This is a genomic window from Pseudomonas sp. microsymbiont 2 (genome assembly GCF_054788395.1).
Map to the genome: position 1 here is coordinate 3,054,867 of NZ_CM139112.1, position 20,484 is coordinate 3,075,350.

22 protein-coding genes are annotated in these 20,484 nt (G+C 65.8%); 17 read left to right on the top strand and 5 right to left on the bottom strand.

Annotated features, from left to right (window positions below; genetic code table 11):
- Nucleotides 1–139 precede the first annotated feature (139 nt).
- Nucleotides 140–451 carry a hypothetical protein gene (locus ACYUME_RS13700; RefSeq protein ID WP_279886892.1) on the top strand — a complete coding sequence of 104 codons (312 nt, stop codon included), beginning with the start codon at nt 140–142 and terminating at the stop codon, nt 449–451.
- Nucleotides 452–468: 17 nt separating this feature from the next.
- On the opposite strand, the gene ACYUME_RS13705 is transcribed toward ACYUME_RS13700, so the two are convergent.
- The gene (locus ACYUME_RS13705) at nt 469–2,082 is read right to left on the bottom strand and encodes an ATP-binding response regulator (protein WP_460415109.1); all 1,614 of its coding nucleotides are present in this window, start codon (nt 2,080–2,082) and stop codon (nt 469–471) included.
- Between the two features lie 107 nt (nt 2,083–2,189).
- On the opposite strand from ACYUME_RS13705, the gene ACYUME_RS13710 reads away from it, so the two are divergent.
- Entirely contained in the window at nt 2,190–2,801 is a 612-nt protein-coding gene (locus tag ACYUME_RS13710) for a LuxR C-terminal-related transcriptional regulator (RefSeq protein ID WP_460415111.1), read from the top strand.
- Nucleotides 2,802–2,816: 15 nt separating this feature from the next.
- Here the strand turns inward: ACYUME_RS13710 and ACYUME_RS13715 are convergent, their stop codons facing one another.
- Complete coding sequence (locus ACYUME_RS13715; protein ID WP_460415113.1) at nt 2,817–3,038, bottom strand: DUF6555 family protein; 222 nt, start codon at nt 3,036–3,038, stop codon at nt 2,817–2,819.
- Between the two features lie 190 nt (nt 3,039–3,228).
- On the opposite strand from ACYUME_RS13715, the gene ACYUME_RS13720 reads away from it, so the two are divergent.
- Complete coding sequence (locus ACYUME_RS13720; RefSeq protein ID WP_460415115.1) at nt 3,229–4,440, top strand: Bcr/CflA family efflux MFS transporter; 1,212 nt, start codon at nt 3,229–3,231, stop codon at nt 4,438–4,440.
- A gap of 4 nt (nt 4,441–4,444) precedes the next feature.
- On the top strand, nt 4,445–5,041 hold the full coding sequence (locus ACYUME_RS13725; protein ID WP_460415117.1) for a TetR/AcrR family transcriptional regulator: 597 nt from the start codon (nt 4,445–4,447) through the stop codon (nt 5,039–5,041).
- Nucleotides 5,042–5,180: 139 nt separating this feature from the next.
- Here ACYUME_RS13725 and hpaR read toward each other — a convergent pair whose 3' ends face one another.
- Together hpaR and hpaA are read right to left on the bottom strand one after the other, a co-directional pair.
- On the bottom strand, nt 5,181–5,603 hold the full coding sequence (gene hpaR, locus ACYUME_RS13730) for a homoprotocatechuate degradation operon regulator HpaR (protein ID WP_279886881.1): 423 nt from the start codon (nt 5,601–5,603) through the stop codon (nt 5,181–5,183).
- Nucleotides 5,604–5,780: 177 nt separating this feature from the next.
- On the bottom strand, nt 5,781–6,683 hold the full coding sequence (hpaA, locus tag ACYUME_RS13735) for a 4-hydroxyphenylacetate catabolism regulatory protein HpaA (protein WP_460415119.1): 903 nt from the start codon (nt 6,681–6,683) through the stop codon (nt 5,781–5,783).
- A gap of 165 nt (nt 6,684–6,848) precedes the next feature.
- Here hpaA and ACYUME_RS13740 point away from each other — a divergent pair, with 165 nt between their 5' ends.
- From ACYUME_RS13740 to ACYUME_RS13800, 13 genes are all read left to right on the top strand, one after another.
- The gene (locus ACYUME_RS13740; protein ID WP_279886878.1) at nt 6,849–7,523 is read left to right on the top strand and encodes a fumarylacetoacetate hydrolase family protein; all 675 of its coding nucleotides are present in this window, start codon (nt 6,849–6,851) and stop codon (nt 7,521–7,523) included.
- On the top strand, nt 7,520–8,296 hold the full coding sequence (locus tag ACYUME_RS13745; RefSeq protein WP_279886877.1) for a fumarylacetoacetate hydrolase family protein: 777 nt from the start codon (nt 7,520–7,522) through the stop codon (nt 8,294–8,296). The genes ACYUME_RS13740 and ACYUME_RS13745 overlap by 4 nt, the downstream gene beginning before the upstream one ends.
- Nucleotides 8,293–9,753, top strand: coding sequence for a 5-carboxymethyl-2-hydroxymuconate semialdehyde dehydrogenase (gene hpaE, locus ACYUME_RS13750; RefSeq protein ID WP_460415122.1), 1,461 nt, complete (start codon nt 8,293–8,295; stop codon nt 9,751–9,753). Before ACYUME_RS13745 ends, hpaE begins: the two co-directional genes overlap by 4 nt.
- Nucleotides 9,754–9,853: 100 nt before the next feature.
- Entirely contained in the window at nt 9,854–10,777 is a 924-nt protein-coding gene (gene hpaD, locus ACYUME_RS13755) for a 3,4-dihydroxyphenylacetate 2,3-dioxygenase (RefSeq protein ID WP_279886874.1), read from the top strand.
- Nucleotides 10,778–10,788: 11 nt separating this feature from the next.
- Complete coding sequence (locus tag ACYUME_RS13760; RefSeq protein WP_460415124.1) at nt 10,789–11,199, top strand: 5-carboxymethyl-2-hydroxymuconate isomerase; 411 nt, start codon at nt 10,789–10,791, stop codon at nt 11,197–11,199.
- Nucleotides 11,200–11,206: 7 nt separating this feature from the next.
- Nucleotides 11,207–12,010 carry a 2-oxo-hept-4-ene-1,7-dioate hydratase gene (gene hpaH / locus ACYUME_RS13765; protein WP_279886870.1) on the top strand — a complete coding sequence of 268 codons (804 nt, stop codon included), beginning with the start codon at nt 11,207–11,209 and terminating at the stop codon, nt 12,008–12,010.
- 118 nt (nt 12,011–12,128) lie between these two features.
- Nucleotides 12,129–12,932, top strand: a complete 804-nt coding sequence (gene hpaI / locus ACYUME_RS13770; protein WP_460415126.1) for a 4-hydroxy-2-oxoheptanedioate aldolase — start codon at nt 12,129–12,131, stop codon at nt 12,930–12,932.
- Nucleotides 12,933–13,216: 284 nt separating this feature from the next.
- Entirely contained in the window at nt 13,217–14,515 is a 1,299-nt protein-coding gene (locus ACYUME_RS13775) for an NAD(P)/FAD-dependent oxidoreductase (protein WP_279888841.1), read from the top strand.
- Nucleotides 14,516–14,555: 40 nt separating this feature from the next.
- Complete coding sequence (locus ACYUME_RS13780) at nt 14,556–14,921, top strand: cupin domain-containing protein (RefSeq protein ID WP_460415128.1); 366 nt, start codon at nt 14,556–14,558, stop codon at nt 14,919–14,921.
- Nucleotides 14,922–15,135: 214 nt separating this feature from the next.
- Nucleotides 15,136–16,107, top strand: a complete 972-nt coding sequence (locus tag ACYUME_RS13785) for a helix-turn-helix transcriptional regulator (RefSeq protein WP_460415130.1) — start codon at nt 15,136–15,138, stop codon at nt 16,105–16,107.
- Nucleotides 16,108–16,204: 97 nt separating this feature from the next.
- On the top strand, nt 16,205–17,074 hold the full coding sequence (locus ACYUME_RS13790; RefSeq protein ID WP_460415132.1) for a transporter: 870 nt from the start codon (nt 16,205–16,207) through the stop codon (nt 17,072–17,074).
- Nucleotides 17,075–17,083: 9 nt separating this feature from the next.
- On the top strand, nt 17,084–18,253 hold the full coding sequence (locus tag ACYUME_RS13795) for an MFS transporter (protein ID WP_279888845.1): 1,170 nt from the start codon (nt 17,084–17,086) through the stop codon (nt 18,251–18,253).
- Nucleotides 18,250–19,359 carry a class II histone deacetylase gene (locus ACYUME_RS13800; protein ID WP_460415134.1) on the top strand — a complete coding sequence of 370 codons (1,110 nt, stop codon included), beginning with the start codon at nt 18,250–18,252 and terminating at the stop codon, nt 19,357–19,359. Before ACYUME_RS13795 ends, ACYUME_RS13800 begins: the two co-directional genes overlap by 4 nt.
- 50 nt (nt 19,360–19,409) lie before the next feature.
- On the opposite strand, the gene feaR is transcribed toward ACYUME_RS13800, so the two are convergent.
- On the bottom strand, nt 19,410–20,375 hold the full coding sequence (gene feaR / locus ACYUME_RS13805) for a transcriptional regulator FeaR (RefSeq protein WP_460419364.1): 966 nt from the start codon (nt 20,373–20,375) through the stop codon (nt 19,410–19,412).
- Nucleotides 20,376–20,484 lie beyond the last annotated feature (109 nt).

Below are 20,484 nucleotides of genomic sequence, written 5' to 3' on the forward strand. Positions count from 1 at the left end.
AATGGCCATCTAGTACACCTGAGCTACAGCGCTCGCCAAGGCCCCGGGGCTATAGTCGTCCCAATCGCCCTCGCCGCCAATCCATCCCCTTCCTGGCGGCCAGGGCGGTGCATTCAAACAATGCCAAGGAAGCGTCACGATGAAAGCCATGTTCCGTACCCTCAAGCCACTGGCCGTGCTCGCCATGGCCGCCGGCCTGGTCGCCTGCCAGACCGCCAACCCCAGCGCAGACACCCTCAAGCAACGTTCGCAGGTCACCCTCGGCGTGCCGGTGAGCAAAGTCAGCAATGTGCGCAGTGATTCCAGCACCACCTACTTCACCGCCACCACCGCCAAGGGCACCTATGACTGCCAGGTGGCCAGCGGTGGCATGATCGCCGTGGCCGGTATGGGGCTTACCACCCCGTCGCCGACTTGCTGGAAAGAAGGCCAGGCCCCGGTATTCCAGTGACCCCCGGCAGCGCCGGACTAGCTGACCGGCGCCGCTTCCCTGAGGCCACGCAAGGCCACACGCAGCTCAGCCGGTCGCACCGGCTTGCTCAGCACCTCGATGCCACGCGCCTGCAACGCCGCCCGCAAGCGGTCGGTGTCGTGCCCGGTCATGATCAATGCCGGCACGGCCCGTCCACGTTGGGCGCGCAGGTTGTCGATGCAGTCGATGCCCGTCGCCTGCGGCCCGAGGTCGTAGTCCGCGACGATCACATCACAGTCGCTGGTCAGGCCATCGGGCGACGCCACGGCCTGGACTTCGCAGCCCCAGCGGCGCAACAGGGCCGAGGTGGCCTGCAGCACGTTGCGATCATCTTCGACCAGGCACACCCGCAGGCCGGTCAGCAGCCCCACCTCTTGCACCCATTCGTTGCTCGCCCGAGGCGCATGCGCGGGCACCTTGGGCAGCCCCTGCAGGGTCACGGTCGTGCCATGCCCGGGACGCGAGGACAGACTCACCTCCAGCCCCAGCAAGTGGCCCAGACGCTTGACGATGGCCAGCCCCAGGCCCACGCCTTCGACATCCTTGTCACGTGTCTCGCGCACCCGATAGAACTCCTCGAACACCTTGCTCTGGTGCTCCTTGGCGATGCCTCGCCCCTGATCGCACACGACAATGGCCAACCCAGGGCCACGGGGTCGCACGCCGATCAGCAACGGCCGGCCGGCTGCGTACTTGAAGCTGTTGGACAGCACGTTCTGCACCATGGTCGTCAGCATGCCAGGATCGCTGCGGGTCCAGTGGCGGCTTGGCACGAGGCGCATTTCCACCCCAGCCCAGCGTGCGGCCTCGCTGTTCTGGCGCAGCAATTCGCGCAGCAGGCCATCCACGGCGAAGCTCTCGCACTTGGGTTGCACCCGGCCATTGTCCAGGGTGTAGAGGTCGAGGATCGAACGGAACAGCTGCGAGACGTTGTGCAGCGAACGGTCGATGCTGTCCACCAGACGCCGCTCCTCCTCGCCAAGGCGCGCTTCGCGCAGGCAGGCGGTGAACAGGCCGATGGAGTGGATGGGCTGGCGCAGGTCGTGACTGGCCTGGGCCAGGAAACGCGATTTCTCGCGGGTCGCCGCCTCGGCCAGCGCCGTGGCCTTGCGCGTGCGCTCCAGGAGCAGGTGGGCGTAGAACGGGATCAGCGTGCTGGTGGTCAACAGCATCGGCAGCAGAAACGGCTGTTCCTGCCAGTACGGCGTCAATCGCCACACCACCAGCAACGAGGCCAAGGCCAGCACGGTGGCGATGGCCAGGTAGCGCGAGCCGAAGCGCATGCCGTTGCCCAGGTTGATCCACACCATCACCGCGTACAGCGGCAAGGCCGTCTCGCCGCCGACCACCAGTCCGAAACTGGTACCGGTATAGTCCCCGAGCATGCCGAAGATCCGCCGCGCCGGGTAGTGCCCAGGCCAGCGCTTGATGGCCTGGCGCATGGCGATCGAAACAACCACGAAGGCGGCGTAGTAGAGCACCACCGGCAGATAGGTGATGGGCGAACGACCCGGCAGGAAACCCAGCAGCGCGACATAGGTGATCGCACACGAGGCGACGATGATGCGCAGGTTGGCTTGATCCAGTTCGTTGTTCTTCTCGAACTTCATGGGGTAACGTCCTTGTGCGCCAGTAGGCATTTTCCACATCCGGCCAGAGAAACGGCCGCAGCTGGCTGCTAAATTAGCATGTGTCGCAGGACAGGGAGTTACAGGACGTGAGTTGTCGCATCATCGTGGCGGATGACCATCCGCTGTTCAGGGAGGCCATGGTCAGCACCGTGCGGCGCATCCTGCCCGAGGCCCGCCTGGAGCAGGCCGGCACCCTGGACGACGTGCGCAGGCTGGCCGGCGACGGCGATCCGCTCGACACGCTGATCCTCGACTTGCGCTTTCCTGGCCTCACCTGCATCGAGTGCCTGGTCGAACTGCGCCAGCAGTTTCTGAGCACCACCCTGATCATCGTGTCGATGGTCGACGAACCAGAAGTGATCGGCCAGGTCATGGACGCCGGCGCGGACGGCTTCATCGGCAAGAGCATCAGCCCCGAAGAGTTCGGCGCGACGATCCTCGCCATTCGCGAAGGGGAAGTGCTGGTCAGGTACCTGCCCAGCGGGCTTTTGCCACCGTCCGCCACCAGCGAACTGGAGCAGCTCACCCACCGTCAGCAGGACGTGTTGCGCCTGATCGCCCAAGGCAAGACCAACAAGGAGATCGCCCGGGCCCTGGACATCTCGCCGTTCACCGTGCGCATCCACGTCTCGTCGCTGCTCAAGACACTCAACGTCCCGACCCGCACGGCGGCGGCGGTGAAGTACTCCGGCAACTGAGCCGCGACCGTTCGCTCATACGCGCCAGCGCACCTCGGTGATCCCGTAGCGTTCGGCCATTGGTCGGCTGACCTTCCTGATCTTCTCGCGCCCGAATTTCGGGATGATGCCCAACCCCGCGTCGCAACTGGCCCAGTGCCAGGCGTCGGCATTGTCCAAGCTTTCCAGGCGGATGATGAACCGCCGTGGCTGGCCATGCAGGTGGTATTCGATGGTGTACAGCTGCGGACTTGGCATCGCGAGAGGCCCTCCTTTTTCCATGGATGACACCCTGACTGATCGGTCCTGCGCGGGAAAATTCAAAAGAAAATCGCCGCGAGTGGATGAAAGGTGCGCGCGGCAGCCGTTGACCCTCCCTGGCATTCTGACTATGCTTCGCCAGCCTACCTATCGGTAGGTTTCTTTTCGTTCAACGGATGTACACGTCATGTCCAGCACTTCCAACCTGCGCTTCGCCGCCTCCCTCGCCCTGATCGGCGCCCTTGGCCCTTCGGCCATCGACATGTACCTGGCCAGCCTGCCGGAGATGGCCCGCGAGTTCGCCACCGGTTATAGCCAGGTGCAGCTGACCTTGACCGTGTTCCTGCTGGCCATGGGGGCTGGTCAGTTGCTGTTCGGGCCGCTGGTGGACGCCCTGGGGCGTCGACGTCCACTGCTGGTCGGGCTGATGGTGTTCAGCGCGGCGTCGCTGGCCGCGGCGGCCGCGCCGTCGCTGGAGCTATTGCTGCTGGCGCGCCTGGCGCAGGGGCTGGCCAGCGCCCTCACCCTGGTGGTGATCATGAGCATGGTGCGCGACACCGCCGAGGGCGCGCGGGCGGCGCAGATCTTCGCGCTGTTGATGACCATCGAAGGCCTCGCCCCGATCCTTGCCCCGGCGCTCGGTGGCCTGGTCGACGCGGCCTATGGCTGGCGGGCGATCATGCTGGTGTTGGCCGGCCTGGGCCTGCTGACCCTGCTCAACTCGACGCTGGCGCTCGATGAAACGCTGCCCCGCGCGCAGCGGGTGCGCCCGGCGCCGGCCACGGTGTGGCGCACCTATGCGCGCATCGCCGCCGATGGCGCCTTCCTGCGCCCTGCCCTGGCGCTGTCGGCGGTGTTCTTCTTCCTGTTTGCCTACATCGCCGGCTCGGCCTATGTGTACCAGCAGCATTTCGGCCTCACCAGCGCGCACTTCGGCCTGTTGTTCGGTGGCTGCGGCGTCGCCATCTTGCTTGGCGCCGCGTTGTCCGGCCACTGGGTGACCCGGCACGGCGTCGCTCGCGTGGCCTGGTGGGGAGCCCTGTGCATGGGTGCCGGCGCGCTGCTGATGGTCGGCGCGGGCGTGGCCGATGCCGGGCTGGCACCTATGCTGGCTGGCGTGGTGCTGGCGCTGTTCGGCCTGGGGATCTGCGAAGCCACCTTGATGGCCCTGGCAATGTCCTCGCAGCAGCGTGACGTCGGCTCGACGGCCGCCCTGCTCGGCGCCCTGCAACTGGTGATCTCGTCCAGCGCCACGCCGCTGGCCGGGCATCTGGCCACCGTCGGGCCCTCGGCCTGGGCCTGGTTGCTGGCCGCCGCCGCCCTGGTCATCGTTGGTTTGACCCGCGCGACCTTGGCAAAGACAATCAGCGCCTCGCACTACAGCGTCAATCCGGAGTGATGCCTTGAAAGCCCTGACCCCTTCCGCCGCGCGCATCTGTGAGCATGCCGTCGACCATTTCGCCGAACACGGCTACGACGGCTCGTCACTGAACGAGATCGCCGCCCTGGCGGGCATGCGCAAGGCTTCGCTGTACGCGCATTTCGCCAACAAGGACGCGCTGTTCGTGTGTGCCTTCGAGCGGGCGCTGGCCGACGAGACCACCTACGTCGAGGCGGGCTTCGCCCATGAAGCGGCAGGCCGCGAGGCGCCGGGGCACTGGCACCCGCTGCATCTGGCCGAGCGCTACGCTGCCTCGGCCAACCTGCGCTTCGTGCTGCGCACCGCGTTTTTGCCACCGGCGCCGATCCGCCCCGTGGTTACCAGCGGCTTCGAGCATTACCTGGAACAGATCCGCCAGGGCTTCTGCCAGGCCCTGCGCGAACGGCATGCCTGGGCTCGCGGCGACGGCAACAAGCTGGAGCTGTATGGCGATGCGTATCTTGGCATCATCGACAGCCTGCACGTGGAGTTGTTGTACGCGAACCCGGCGGTGTACGCGCGGCGGGCGGCTTCATTGCTGAAGATTCTCGATGATTCGCTGCATCTGGCCAGCCAGTGAAGGACAGCCAGAATTTTCGCGCAGGCCAGCACCCAGCCGCGAAACAAGTGACGCGGTGTGTGGCAGCGGCTGAAGCCGCTCCCACGGGTCCCTGCTAGATCAACAAGTCATATGCAATTCCATGAGAGCGGCCTTGGCGTCAGGGCCGGACTTTCTTCAGCTCGTTCAACAGCCCCATCAACTGTTCCAGCTTGTCGGCGCCGAACTGGCGCTGGATCTCCTGGTAGTTGCGCTCCATCTCCTCGCTCATCGCCAGGAATGCCTGTTGCCCACGCACGGTCAGGCTGATGAAGATCCGCCGCTGATCCTCCGGCGACTTGCGCCGGCCTACCAGGCCGTCGCGCTCCAGGCGCTTGAGCACACCGCTCATGCTCGGTTTGAGAATGCAGGCCAGGTCCGCCAACTGGTGGCTCTCCAGCTCGCCCTGCTGACGCAGGATGCGGATCACCCGCCATTGCTGCTCGGTCAGGTCATGGGCGTTGAGCGCCGGACGGAAGAACGCCATGGTTGCTTCGCGGGCTTGCAGCAGGGTCAATGTCAGGGAAGGTCTTGGATTGGTCATCAGGATAAGGCACTGGTTTCATTAAGATATTAATAAAGTGAAATACATTTTCACCCGCGCTGTCCAGCCCCTGTGAAAAGTACCAGCGCTTCTGCCAAACGCCCATTTTCTCTCGCCTGGCGTCCCCGCACGATCGAGGTGAAGCGTATGGCTCGCAGGTTTCCCATCATGCCCCTGTCAACGCAAGGCCGTCTGGCGCTGGCGATATTCCCCCGGCGTCATCTGCGCATGACGCTGGAAGAACCGGCTGAAATAGGCCGGGTCCTTGAACCCCAGGCGGTAGCAGATTTCGTTGGCCGATCCGCCGGAGTACAGCAGCAGTCGCCGCGCCTCCTGCATCAACCGCTCGAACACCAGGCGCTTGGACGGCAGGTCGGCGATGCGCCGGCACACGTCGTTCAGACGCGCCTCGGTCACTCCCAGGGCGGCGGCGTAGGCCGGCAATGTCCAGTGGTCGAGGTAATGGTGCTCGATCAGCTCGTTGAAGCGGTGGAACAGCTGCAGGTCCTCATGCCTGGCCGGCGTGGCCGTCAGCGAGTTGGCGCTAAGACGCAACAGACTGATCATCACCAGGCGCGCCAGGTCCTGTACCGCGGTGCCCTGTCCCGCCTGGCCATGGCCGAGCTCGTCGCCAAGCAGCGCGAACAATTGCTCCAGGCGCCGCACTTCCTCGGCCGCCGGCCCTTGCAGGCGGCCGAGCGCGACACAGGCCGGCTGCAGGCGCGGGCCTGGCGCAAGCCCAGGCTCGGCCTGCAGCAGTTGCCAGACCAGTTGCTGGCGCACGGTCAGCACATAACCGTCGGCATCGGCCTCGGTGACGAAGGCATGGGGAATGGTCGGCGGGGTAAGGAAGAACATCGGTCCGGATTCGTGATAGCGCTGATCGTCCAGGTAGACCCGCACACTGCCGGTCTTCACGTAGTGCACCTGGAAAAAGCGATCGTGACGATGCACCGGCATGTTGCGGCCGAAGAACCCGGCCAGGTTGCCGAGCCGGTCGCAGTGCACCTCGCTGTCGCTGTAGCGCTGGTCGTAGACCTGCCCGATGTTGATGTTGGGGATCGGCTGTCGTTCTTTCATTGTTGTTGTTCTCGCAGCAGTGAAACGCGCCGGGGAAATCATCGTAGCACCACCGGACAGCGGCGAATGCCTTGACGATCGTTAACATATTAAATATAACGTTAATACATTAACAAAAACACCATGAAGCGTCCTCGACCGCTTCACTCACCGCAGGAGAAAAGCATGAGCCGTGCCTTGCACGAGGTCGCCAGCGGCAGCCTGTTCGGCGTCGCCCTGAACTACCAGGGCTTGCTGCAGCAGCACCTGGCGTCCTTCCACGAAGCGCCCTACCAGCAACCGCCAGTCAAGCCGGTGCTGTTCATCAAGACCCCGAACACACGCAATGGCCACGCCCTACCGGTCACCTACCCATCGGGAGTCGAACGCTTGCAGCCGGGGCCTGCGCTGGGTGTGGTGATCGGCAAGCACGCCAGCCGCGTCAGTGTCGACAACGCCCTCGACCATGTGGCGGGCTACACCGTGGTCAACGAGTTCAGCCTGCCCGAGGACAGCTACTACCGCCCTGCGGTCAAGGCCAAGTGCCGCGACGGCTTCTGCCCCCTCGGCCCGCAACTGGTGCCTGCCGCGCAGGTCGGCAATCCCGATGCGCTGGGCATCCGCCTGTGGGTCAACGGCGAGTTGCGCCAGCAGAACAACACCGCCAACTGCGTGCGCGGCGTGGCGCAACTGATTGCCGAGATCAGCGAGTTCATGACCTTGCATGCCGGCGACGTGCTGATCACCGGCACCCCGGAAGGCCGCGTCGATGTGCTGCCCGGCGACCGGGTGACGGTCGAGATCGACGGCCTCGGCCAACTGACCAATTCCATCGTCGCCGAACAAGGATTCGCCCCATGAAGCACGCCCGCATCCAGTTCGACGGCCAGGTCCATCAGGTCACCGTCGAGCACGACCAGCAACTGCGCCTGGCCGATGGCCGCCTGGTCCACGCCAGTCAAGTCACCTGGCTGCCACCGGCCACCGGCAGCATGTTCGCCCTGGGCCTGAATTACGCCGACCACGCCGCCGAGCTGGCCTTCACCCCGCCCACCGAGCCCCTGGCATTCATCAAGTCGCCGGGCACCTACACCGGGCACGAGCAAGTCACCTGGCGCCCGGACAACGTCAAGTACATGCACTACGAGTGCGAGCTGGTGGCGGTGATCGGCAAGCCGGCGCGCAACGTCAGGCGCGAGGATGCCCTCGAGTACCTGGCCGGCTACACGGTGTGCAACGACTACGCCATCCGCGATTACCTGGAAAACTACTACCGGCCCAACCTGCGGGTGAAGAACCGTGACGCCACCACCCCGGTCGGCCCGTGGATCGTCGATGTCGCCGATGTGCCGGACCCGTCGAACCTGACCCTGCGCACCTGGATCAACGGCGAGCTGAAACAGCAAGGCAGCACCGCCGACATGATCTTCGACATCCCCTACCTGATCGAATACTTCTCCAGCTTCATGACCCTGCAGCCCGGCGACATGATCGCCACCGGCACCCCGGAGGGCCTGGCCGACGTGGTGCCGGGCGACGAAGTGGTGGTGGAGGTGCAAGGCGTTGGCCGGCTGGTCAACCGGATCGTCAGCGAAGCCGAGTTCTTCGCCCGCAAACAAGAGGCAACAGCATGATCAAGCACTGGATCAACGGCCGCGAAGTCGAGAGCCGCGATGTCTTCATCAACTACAACCCGGCCACCGGCGAAGCGATCGGCGAGGTGGCCAGCGGCGGTGCCGAGGAAGTCGCCCAGGCCGTGGCCGCGGCCAAGCAGGCCTTTCCGAAGTGGGCCAACACCCCGGCCAAGGAGCGTGCCCGGCTGATGCGCCGCCTGGGCGAGCTGATCGACCAGAACGTCCCGCAGCTGGCCGAGCTGGAGACCCTGGACACCGGCCTGCCGATCCACCAGACACGCAACGTGCTGATCCCCCGGGCCTCGCACAACTTCGACTTCTTCGCCGAAGTGTGCACGCGCATGGACGGCCACAGCTATCCGGTCGACGACCAGATGCTCAACTACACCCTGTACCAGCCGGTGGGCGTGTGCGGGCTGGTGTCGCCGTGGAACGTGCCGTTCATGACCGCCACCTGGAAGACCGCGCCGTGCCTGGCCCTGGGCAACACCGCGGTGCTGAAGATGAGCGAGCTGTCGCCGTTGACGGCCAACGAGCTGGGCCGCCTGGCGGTCGAGGCCGGGATTCCCGACGGCGTGCTGAACGTGATCCAGGGCTACGGCGCCACGGCCGGTGATGCCCTGGTGCGTCATCCGGACGTGCGCGCCATCTCCTTCACCGGTGGCACCGCCACCGGCCGCAAGATCATGCAGAGCGCAGGCCTGAAGAAGTACTCCATGGAACTGGGCGGCAAGTCGCCGGTGCTGATCTTCGAGGACGCCGACCTCGAGCGCGCGCTGGACGCCGCGCTGTTCACCATCTTCTCGCTCAACGGCGAGCGCTGCACCGCCGGCAGCCGGATCTTCATCCAGGAAAGCGTGTATCCACAGTTCGTCAGCGAGTTCGCCGCCCGTGCCAAGCGCCTGATCGTCGGCGATCCGACCGACCCGAAGACCCAGGTCGGCTCGATGATCACCCAGCAGCACTACGACAAGGTCACCGGCTACATCCGCATCGGTCTCGAGGAAGGCGCACGCCTGGTGGCTGGAGGCCTGGAGCGTCCGGCCGGGCTGCCGGCGCACCTGGCCAAGGGGCAGTTCATCCAGCCGACGGTGTTCGCCGACGTGAACAACAAGATGCGCATCGCCCAGGAAGAGATCTTCGGCCCGGTGGTCTGCCTGATCCCGTTCAAGGACGAGGCCGAGGCACTGCAGCTGGCCAACGACACCGAGTACGGCCTGGCCTCGTACATCTGGACCCAGGACATCGGCAAGGCCCACCGCCTGGCCCGCGGTATCGAGGCGGGCATGGTATTCATCAACAGCCAGAACGTGCGCGACCTGCGTCAGCCGTTCGGTGGCGTAAAGGGTTCGGGTACCGGCCGCGAAGGCGGGCAATACAGCTTCGAGGTCTTCGCCGAAATCAAGAACGTGTGTATATCCATGGGTAGCCATCACATTCCACGCTGGGGCGTGTAACGCTTCATACCGCTGGGGCTGCCGTGCAGCCCTTCGCGGGTAAACCCGCTCCCACAGGTTCATGGACACCAAGAACAACAACCTTCAGCAGGAGATACCCATGGGCAAGCTCGCTCTCGCCGCCAAGATCACCCATGTGCCCTCGATGTACCTGTCCGAACTGCCCGGCCCGCGCCAGGGCTTTCGCCAGGCGGCCATCGACGGCCATCACGAGATCGGCCGGCGCTGCCGCGAACTGGGCGTGGACACCATCGTCGTGTTCGACACCCACTGGCTGGTCAATGCCAACTACCACATCAACTGCGCCGCGCACTTCGAAGGCCTGTACACCAGCAACGAACTGCCGCACTTCATCGCCAACATGACCTATGGCTTCCCCGGCAACCCCGAACTGGGACGGATCCTGGCCGACGAATGCAACCGCCAGGGCGTGGAAACCATGGCCCACGACGCCACCACCCTGGCCCCGGAATACGGCACCCTGGTGCCGATGCGCTACATGAACGCCGACCGGCATTTCAAGGTGGTCTCGGTCTCGGCGCTGTGCACCTCGCACTATCTCAACGACAGCGCGCGCCTGGGCTGGGCCATGCGCAAGGCGGTCGAGGAGCACTACGACGGCACCGTGGCCTTCCTCGCCAGCGGCTCGCTGTCGCACCGTTTCGCCCAGAACGGCCAGGCGCCGGACTTCGCCACCAAGGTCTGGAGCCCGTTCCTGGAGACCCTCGACCACCGGGTCGTGCGCATGTGGCAGGACGGCGACTGGGCCGACTTCTGCGCGATGCTGCCCGAGTACGCGGTCAAGGGCCACGGCGAAGGCTTCATGCACGACACCGCCATGCTGCTCGGAGCCCTGGGCTGGTCGAAGTACGACGGCAAGGCCGAGGTGGTGACGCCGTATTTCGGTTCCTCCGGCACCGGCCAGATCAACGCGATCTTCCCGGTCACCGCGCAGGACGGTACGAGCATTCCTGCCGCCCAAGCCTCGAACCCGGCCGGCGTGGCCTCCACCAGCCGCCTGTAAGGAGCACCGCGATGCCCCATCTGGTCCTGCTCTACAGCCCGGATATCGAAGCCGACGCCGATATGCCCGGCCTGTGCCGGGCGCTGGCCGACTGCATGCTCGCCCAGCGCGACGAACATGATCGGCAGGTGTTCCCCACAGGCGGCACCCGCGTGCTGGCCTACCCCGCCGCCCACGCCGCGATCGCCGATGGCCACGGCGACTACGGCTTCGTCTACGCCAACCTGCGCATGGGCAGCGGCCGCAGCGCCGCGGTGCACCAGCAGGTCGGCGATGCGCTGCTGGCTGTCTTGCGCCGGCACCTGGACGCGCTGCTGGAACGTCGCCCGGTCGGCGTGACCCTGCAAATCGATGAAAGCCAGGCGCAGGTATACGACGCCAAGCACAGCAGCCTGCATCCCCTGTTCACCCGTCAGCCCTGAGGTTTCCATGCTCGACGCCTACATCATCCAGCAAGCCGCTGCCCGTCTCGACCAAGCCGAGCGCTCCCGCGAACAGGTCGGCCAGTTCTCCCTGGAACACCCCTCGATCAGCATCGAGGACGCCTACGCCATCCAGCGCGCCTGGGTGGCGCAGAAGATCAAGGACGGGCGCAGGCTGGTCGGCCACAAGATCGGCCTGACCTCTCGCGCCATGCAAGTCTCGTCGAACATCACCGAGCCCGACTATGGCGCGCTGCTCGACGACATGTTCTTCGACGAAGGCAGCGATATTCCCTTCACGCGCTTCATCGTGCCCAGGGTCGAGGTGGAGCTGGCCTTTCTGCTCGGCAAGCCGCTCAAGGGGCCGAACGTGACCCTGTTCGACGTGCTCGACGCCACCGAGTGGGTGATTCCGGCCCTGGAGATCATCGATGCACGCATACAGCAGGTCGACCCGGTCAGCGGCGCCACCCGCAAGGTCTTCGATACCATCTCCGACAACGCCGCCAACGCCGGGGTGGTCATGGGCGGGCGCGCCGTGCGACCGGGCGACATAGACCTGCGCAAGGTGCCGGCGGTGCTGTATCGCAACGGTGTGATCGAGGAGTCCGGGGTTTCGGCGGCGGTGCTCAACCACCCGGCCAAGGGCGTGGCCTGGCTGGCCAACAAACTGGCCCCCTACGACGTGGGCCTGGAAGCCGGGCAGATCATTCTCGGTGGCTCGTTCACCCGCCCCGTGGCCGCGCGCCCGGGCGATACCTTCCATGTCGACTATGACCAGCTGGGCTCGATCGCCTGCCGGTTCGTCTGAGGTCTGCCTGTGGGAGCGGGTTTACCCGCGAAAGCGTCGTCAGCATCGCCATCGCATTCGCGGGTAAACCCGCTCCCACAGTGTCCCCCCGAGTACCCTGATTCAACGAGGAGCGCCCATGGACATGCCCATCAACACCTTCAAGCAACGCCTGCGCGGCGGCCAGGCGCAGATCGGCCTGTGGCTCGGCCTGGCCGACCCGTATTGCGCGGAACTGGCGGCCAACGCCGGTTTCGATTGGCTGCTGCTCGACGGCGAGCACGCGCCCAACGACTTGCGCAGCCTGCTCGGCCAGCTGCAGGCCGTGGCGCCCTACCCGGCCCAGCCCATCGTGCGGCCGGTGATCGGCGATACCGCGCTGATCAAGCAGTTGCTCGACATCGGTGCCCAGACTTTGCTGGTGCCCATGGTCGAAAGCGCCGAGCAGGCTCGCCAGCTGGTGCGTGCGGTGCGCTACCCGCCGTACGGTGTGCGTGGTGTGGGAAGTGCGCTGGCCCGGGCTTCACGCTGGAACAGCATCCCCGGTTACCTGGACCTGGCCGACGAGCAGGTGTGCCTGCTGGTGCAGATCGAGAACCGCGAGGGGTTGGCAAACCTGGACGAAATCTGCGCCGTCGAAGGCGTGGACGGGGTGTTCATCGGGCCGGCGGACCTGAGCGCGGCCATGGGCCAGCGGGGCAATCCGGGGCATCCCGAAGTGCAGGCGGCTATCGAAGACGCCATCGCGCGGATTGGCCGGGCCGGCAAGGCGGCGGGCATTCTCAGTGCCGACGAGACACTTGCGCGGCGCTATATCGAGCTGGGGGCGGCGTTTGTCGCCGTTGGGGTGGATACCACCGTGCTGATGCGCGGCTTGCAGCGGTTGGCGGGGGTATTCAAGGAAGGAGTGGCGAGCCCGATTGCCCAGGGTGGGGTTTACTGACGTTTGCAAGGGGTAGGCCAAAAGCGTTCGTCGATGGATGTTCTGCGCCTATCAGATCGAGCGCCGCCCGCGCGGCGCTCGATCTGATAGGCGCTGCAACCCTGTCGGCGTACACATCGCGGGCGACGTACGGTCCCAGCGTCAACACATCCCCCGTCACACAGAATCAAATCCCTGGCACACTCAGGCAAGACACCTACCGCGCGTTAGGTGCCCAATGGCTGCCACAGCCAGCGCTTGTGCAAGCCCTGCTTCCTAACAATTCCAACTGTCCAGGCTGCGCCATGATCAACATCGAAACGCCCACCTACTACACCGCTACCAAGAAATACAACCTCAGCTTCCCGACCCTGGAAAGCGATATCGAAGCCGATGTCGTGGTGATCGGCGGCGGCTTCTCGGGGATCAACACTGCCCTGGAACTGGCCGAGAAAGGCATCACCAATGTCGTCGTGCTCGAAGCCCGCTACCTGGGCTTCGGCGGCACCGGTCGCAATGGCGGGCAGATCATGGCCGGCATCGGCCACGACCTGGAAAAGATCAAGGGCAGTGTCGGCGAACAAGGCTTGCGCGAGATCTTCGAGATCAGCGAGCTGGGCGCCGGCATCATCAAGGAGCGTATCGCCCGCTACGCCATCGACGCCGACTTCTGCCACGGCTACGGCTACATGGGCTTCAACGCCCGCCAGGAAAAGACCCTGCGCGCCTGGGAGAAAGATTTCAAGGCGATCAACGGCAAGGACGAAATTCGCTTTCTCGGCGGCTCCGAAGTCAAGCAGATCATCGGCTCCGACGCCTACAGCAGCGCCCTGCTGCACATGGGCGGCGGCCACGTGCACTCGCTGAACCTGCTGCTCGGCGAAGCCCAGGCCCTGGTCAGCCACGGCGCGCGGATCTTCGAGCACAGCCCGGCGCTGGAGGTGCATTACGGCGAGCGGATCACCGTGCGTACCGGGCGCGGCTCGGTCAAGGCCAGCAAGCTGCTGTGGGCCTGCGACAGCTTCCTCAACAAGCTCGAACCCGAACTGCACGCCCGCACCGTCAACACCTATGCCTTCCAGCTGATGACCGAACCGCTGTCGGATGAGCAGATCCTGCGCATCAGCCCGATCCGCGGCGCCTACAGCGATATCCGCCCGGTGATCGACTACTACCGCGTCACCCGCGAGAACCGCCTGCTGTTCGGTGCGGCCACGCCGTTCGTGGAACACATTCCCAAGGACCTGAAAGCCTGGAACCGCAACCTGATGCTGAAGATCTTCCCGTACCTGAAGGACGTGCGCATCGACCTGGCCTGGGGCGGACCGATGGCCACCAGCGCCAACCTGTTCCCGCAGATCGGCACCCTGAGCAACCGCCCCAATGCCTTCTACGTGCAGGGCTACTCCGGCTTCGGCGTTACCCCCAGCCACATCATTTGCAAGATCCTCGCCGAGGGCATGAGCGAGGGCTCCAGCCGCTACGACCTGATCAGCTCGGTCAAGCATGCGCGCATCCTCGGCAAGGACCATATCCGCCCGCTGCTGCTGACCGCCGGCAAGACCGTGCATCAGCTGTCGGGCTTCTTCAACGGTCGCCGTTGATCGCTTTGCGAACCCTTTGAACACAACCAGGAGAACCACCATGACCCTCACCGCCGTCCGCCAGGGTGTGCAACTGTCCGAACTCGATGCCTGGGGCACCGTTGCCGACTTGGGCTCGACCATCCTCGAAGGCGAGGTCAAGTGCTACGGCAAGATGACCCACGGCGCCCCGACCGACCCGGTCAGCAGCGCCTATTTCGGCACCACCCAGGGCAAGTTCCGCATGGTCTACCCATTCAGCGAGCAGGCGGTGATCGTCACCGGCGAGATCCAGCTGACCGATGAGTCCACCGGCCAGGTGAGCCGCTACAAGGCCGGCGATGCCTGGTTCGTGACCAAGGGCACGCCGGTGCTGTGGGAGGTGCTGAGCGAGACCTTCGTCAAGCACTACCTCGCGGTCATCTGATACACCCCCGTGGGAGCGGGCTTGACCCGCGATAGCGCACGCCGGTACATCCTCGTCAGGCGGGCTAATGCTATCGCGGGGCAAGCCCGCTCCCACGCCGATGACGCTTCAGGAACAGCATCCTGCATCTGCAGGATGGTCTTCCCCCTTCCCTCTTGGCGATACTTCCCCCAGGCCCTGACAACAACAAGAACGTCGCAGCCAGGTACCGCCCATGTCCGATTTCCTTGCGTCCTCCGGCTTCACGCTGTTCAACGCCCTGGTCCTGGAACTGCAACGTCTGGCCCAGGAGCAGCCGCTGCAGAGCTTCCATGACCGCATGCTCGAACGCGCCGGCGAGCTGATCCCGTTCGACAAGGCCTGGTGGGGTCGCGCGGCGCTGGTCGACGGCCTGCCCCACGAACACAGCAGCCATGTCTACCGGCTGCCGCCCGGCTACGTGCAGGACTGGCAGTCGATTCGCCATCAGGACATCACCGTGCAGCAGGTGCACGCCCATCCGGGCCGCTCGGTGATCGTCGACAGCCAGGCCAACGACGCCCCCGAGGGCCTGCGCTGGCTCGGCGCCCGCCACGGCTTCGGCGAATTCCTGTGCATCATCCATATCGACCCGCAGACCCGCCTCAGCGTGCACCTGACCCTCTATCGGGCCCAAGGCGCGGCCACCTTCACCGCTCACGAGCGCTTCCTGCTCGATCACCTGATGCCACACCTGGTGGCCGCCGAAGGCGCCAACCAGATCCGCGCCCTGGTCGCCCTGCGCGAGGCACTGGACGGCGCCAACACCTTGTCGCTGGCCGTCTGCGACCGCCAGGGCACGCTGCACCACGCCGAGCGCGGCTTCGTCGAGCGCCTGCTGCTGGAGTGGCCGCACTGGAGCGGCCCGCACCTGCCGCCCGAGATCAGCCCCACCGCCTACCAGGGCCAGCACCTGCAACTGGAGGCCACCGCGGTGGGCGACCTGTTCCTTCTGGCGGCCCGGCCCCGTTCGGCCCTGGCCCAGCTCAGCGCCCGCGAGGCGGACGTGGCCGAGCGCTTCGGCGGTGGCGGCACCTACAAGCAGATCGCCCGTGAGCTGGGCGTGGCGCCCAATACCGTGCGCCACCATATCCGCAGCATCTACAGCAAGCTGGGCGTGAACAGCAAGGCCGGGATCACCCAGCTGCTGCATCACCCGCCGCTCTGACACCTTCAGCCGCAACCCGCCCCGCCGCCTTCGTGGCGGGTTTGGGGAGCCTTTGCCCGCTGTTCACCAATCACAACAACAAAAAAGGAACACGCCCATGCTCCACCCTCGGACCCGCTGGCTGCCCATGGCCCTTACCTTGGCCTGGGCCCATGGCCAGGCCGCCGACCTGAACGCCCGCGACTTCGTCAGTGCCCCGGTAGGCACCAGCCTGGGGGTCGCGTACCTGCCGCTGACCCGCGCCAATGACTACCACGGTGCCGCCGACAGCACTGGCAAGGCCGACCTCTCGGTCAACGCCTTCGCCTACCGCCAGCTGTGGTTCAGCGACATCTGCGGCACGTTGTGCACGCCGCAGTTCATCGTGCCCTACGTCGACACCCAAGCGCGCCTGCCGGGAGCCGACGGCCACACCCGCGAGCACGGCATCGGCGATCCGCAGGTCGGCGGTACGCTGTTCTTTATCAACGACCCGCTAAACCGTACCTACAGCGGACTGCTGGCATTGCTCAGCGTGCCGGTCGGCGAGTATCACGGCGCCAATCCCGGGGTTTCGCCCGGCGCCAACCGCTGGGCGCTGCACCTGAACTACAACTACACCCAGGGCGTGGGTGAGCGCTGGCTGCTCGAAGCCAACCTCGAAGCCCAGCTGTACGGCCGCAACGACGATTACTTCGACAGCGAGCTCAAGCAGAAGCCGCTGTACCGCTTGCAGGCGTTCGCCTCCTACGACTTCACCCCTGTCACCTACGGCGCGTTGCGCCTGATCCATGCCGACGGCGGCGAGCTGGAGCTCGATGGCCGGCGCCTGGACGACAGCCATCAACGCACCACCCAGCTCGGCTTCGAACTCGGCCACTGGCTCGATCGACGCAACCAGGTACTGCTCGGCCTGACCCGCCATGTCGCGACCGACAACGCCTATGCCCAGGACAACCTGCTGTTGCGCTTCGTCCACGTCTTCTGAGGAATCGCCATGCCTGTCTTCACTGCTATCGGTCTGCCGCCACTACGGCTGCTGGCCATCGTGCTGTTCGCCGCCGTGGTCCCGTGCGTGCTGATGACCGCGCCGGTGGTCGCCGGCCAGTATGCGTCGCAACTGGGCCTGGGGCCGGCACGCATCGGCCAGTTGTTTTCCGCCGAACTGGCGGCCATGAGCCTGGCCACTCTCCCGGCCTACTACTGGCAATCGCGTTGGGACTGGCGTCAGGTTGCGCGCGGCGCGGCGATGCTGTTCATCCTCGCCAACCTGGCGTCGGCCGCCTGCGACGTCTACCTGCCGCTGATGGCCTTGCGCGTGCTCAGCGCGCTGGCCGGCGGCACGCTGATGGTGCTGTGCATTGCCAGCGCGGCCGGCAGCCAGCAGCCAGACCGGGTGTACGGACTGTGGGTCAGCGGTCAGCTGATCCTCGGCGCCGTGGGCCTGTGGCTGCTGCCTCCCCTGTTCTCGTCCTTCGGGCTCAAGGCCCTGTACCTGGGGCTGGCGCTGCTGATGCTGCTGTGCCTGCCACTGGCCGGCGCCTTTCCTGCCTCATCCAGCCCAGGCCTCAGGCGGCCGGCACCGGGCTCGCGCGAGCAGCGCTGGCTGCCCGGCCTCTGTGGCCTGCTGGCGGTGCTGTTGTTCTACACCGGGCTCAGCGCCGTCTGGACCTTCATCGGCAGCATCGCCGCCAACGCGGCCATCGACCCGGCCAGCAGTGGCCGGATCCTTTCCATCGCCACCTTGATGGGCATCGCCGGCTCGCTGTGCGCAACGCTCATCGGCCCGCGCTGGCCGCGCAGCCTGCTGCTGGTGCTGGGTATCGGACTGATGGCGCTGGCGGTCGGTCTGCTGCTCGGCAATCCCGAGCTGGGTCGCTTCGCCCTGGCCGCGCTGCTGTTCAAGTACTGCTGGACCTTCGCCCTGCCGTTCATGCTCGCCTGCCTGGCCGATCACGACCGTGACGGGCGCCTGATGAACAGCGCCAACCTGGTCATCGGCGGTGGCCTGGCCCTGGGCCCGGCCATCGCCGGCCCGCTGCTCGAATCGAGCTACGGCATGCCCGCCGTGCTGCTTGGCAGCATCGGCTGCCTGCTGCTGGCGTTCAGCAGCCTGATGCTTGCCCGCGTTCCCCGTTCCCTGCTCACCACTGGAGTTCACCCATGAGCCGCCGTACCGCGTTTTTCTCCGATGAGCTGTGCTTCTGGCACAGCGCCGGGCTGCACGCCCTCACCCTGCCGGTCGGCGGCTGGGTGCAACCGCCTGCCGCCGCGGGTTTTGCCGAATCGCCGGAAACCAAGCGGCGCCTGAAGAACCTGCTCGAGGTCTCGGGTTTGTCGCGCCAGTTGCTGCAGCGTGGCGCCGAAGCCGCCGCCGACGAAGACCTGCTGCGGGTGCATCCGGCACACTACCTGGCGCGCTTCAAGGCGCTGAGCGACGCCGGTGGTGGCGAACTCGGGCTGCAAGCCCCGATTGGCCCCGGCACCTATGAGATCGCCCGGCTCTCTGCGGGTCTGGCGATCGCTGCCGTCGACACGGTGCTGCGCGGCGAGGCCGACAATGCCTACGCGCTGTCGCGTCCGCCAGGGCACCACTGCCTGGCCGACCAGGCCATGGGCTTCTGCTTCCTGGCCAACATCGCCATCGCCATCGAGGCGGCCAAGGCGCGCCACGGCCTGGGGCGGGTCGCCGTGATCGACTGGGACGTGCACCACGGCAACGGCACCCAGTCGATCTACGAGCGACGCGGCGACGTACTGACGGTCTCGCTGCATCAGGAACACTGCTACCCGCCCGGCTACAGTGGCGCAGAGGAACGTGGCCTGGGTGACGGCGAGGGCTGCAACCTGAACATTCCATTGCCGGCCGGCACCGGGCATGCCGGCTATCTGCAGGCGATGGAACACATCGTGCTGCCGGCGCTGCGGCGCTTCGAGCCTGAGCTGATCGTGGTGGCCTGCGGCTACGACGCAGGCGCGGTGGACCCGCTGGCACGCATGCTGCTGCACAGCGATTCGTTCCGGGGCATGACGCGGATGCTGCGCGAGGCTGCCGAGCAGCTGTGCGCAGGCCGCTTGGTGATGGTGCATGAAGGCGGGTATGCCGAAGCCTACGTGCCGTTCTGCGGATTGGCGGTGATGGAGGAACTGGTGGGGGTGAGAACAGCGGTGGAGGACCCGATGCTGGCGTTCATCGAGTTGCAGCAGCCGGGGGTGGAGCATGGGCGGTTTGTCGCGCAGTACATAGAAGGGCTGCGAGCGCGTCTGCTCTGAATACGTCATCGCGGGGCAAGTCGCAGCGGCGACTCGCCCCGCGATGAGTCCTAACGCCCCGGCATCAGGGCCATGGCCCGATAGTCCTTCGGCGACTGCTCGAAGTGCTTCTTGAATGCCCGGCTGAAATGCGCCGAGTCGGTGAACCCCCACTTGTAGGCGATCGAGGTGATCGATTCGCGCTGAAGGAACGGATTGCCCAGGTCGTCCGCGCTGCGCTTGAGCCGCGCACGCTGGATGTACCGGCAGACACTGTCGCCTTCCTCCTCGAACAGGCGATACAGGTGCCGCACCGAAATGCTCAGGCGTTCGGCCAGGTTCGCCGGGGTCAGCCCCGGCTGGCCCAACGACTCGTCGATCACCTTCTGCACGTGACCGCGCAGGCTTGCGCCGCTGAGGCCGGACAGCAAGCCCGGATTGTCCTCGCCACGCTCGAAGCCAGGCTCGAGCAAGGCGATGAACGCCGCCTGCAGCGCATCGCCCTGGGTTTGCCCGGCTTCGTCGCCCTCGCGGCACAGCTGGTCCATCAGCAGGTGCAGCATGCGCCCGCAGGCGTTGGTCGAGGAGATCTTGCCGAACGCCGCCCCCTGCCCTGCCAGGTGCTTGCACACTTGCTCGCGGGACAACGACAAGGACACATGCTCGATCAGGCCGAACGGGGTTATCTCGCAAGGCCCCACCGAATCCATCAGCAGCAACTCCCCCGGCGAAAGCTGGACACTCACGCCGCCCTGGGTGACCTGCGAATAGCCCATGCGTTGGCTGACCAGGAAACAGTGCTGGTCGTCGTCGCGGTCGGGGTTGTCGCCCAGGCGTCGGATATTGCCGGCGTTGGTGCGCAGGTTGGCCAGGGCAAGTCCTGCGCGATTGAAGGTCGAAATCTCGCCGATGAACAGCGAGCGGTTGAAGGCAAGCTCGGTCTGGAACCGGCCACAGACCTTCTGCATGGCCGTGGTCCAGTGCTCCAGGCCGTCGTGGGCCGGGTTTGCGCGCAGCGAAGAAGCGGATTGGGGCATGGGCATGGCGACCTCCATACGCAACGATTGTTGTTATGGAGCAATTGTTAACATGTTATCAATGATGGCACAACTGTCATCTTGTTCCCGAGCGCCCCGCTCGGGCTCC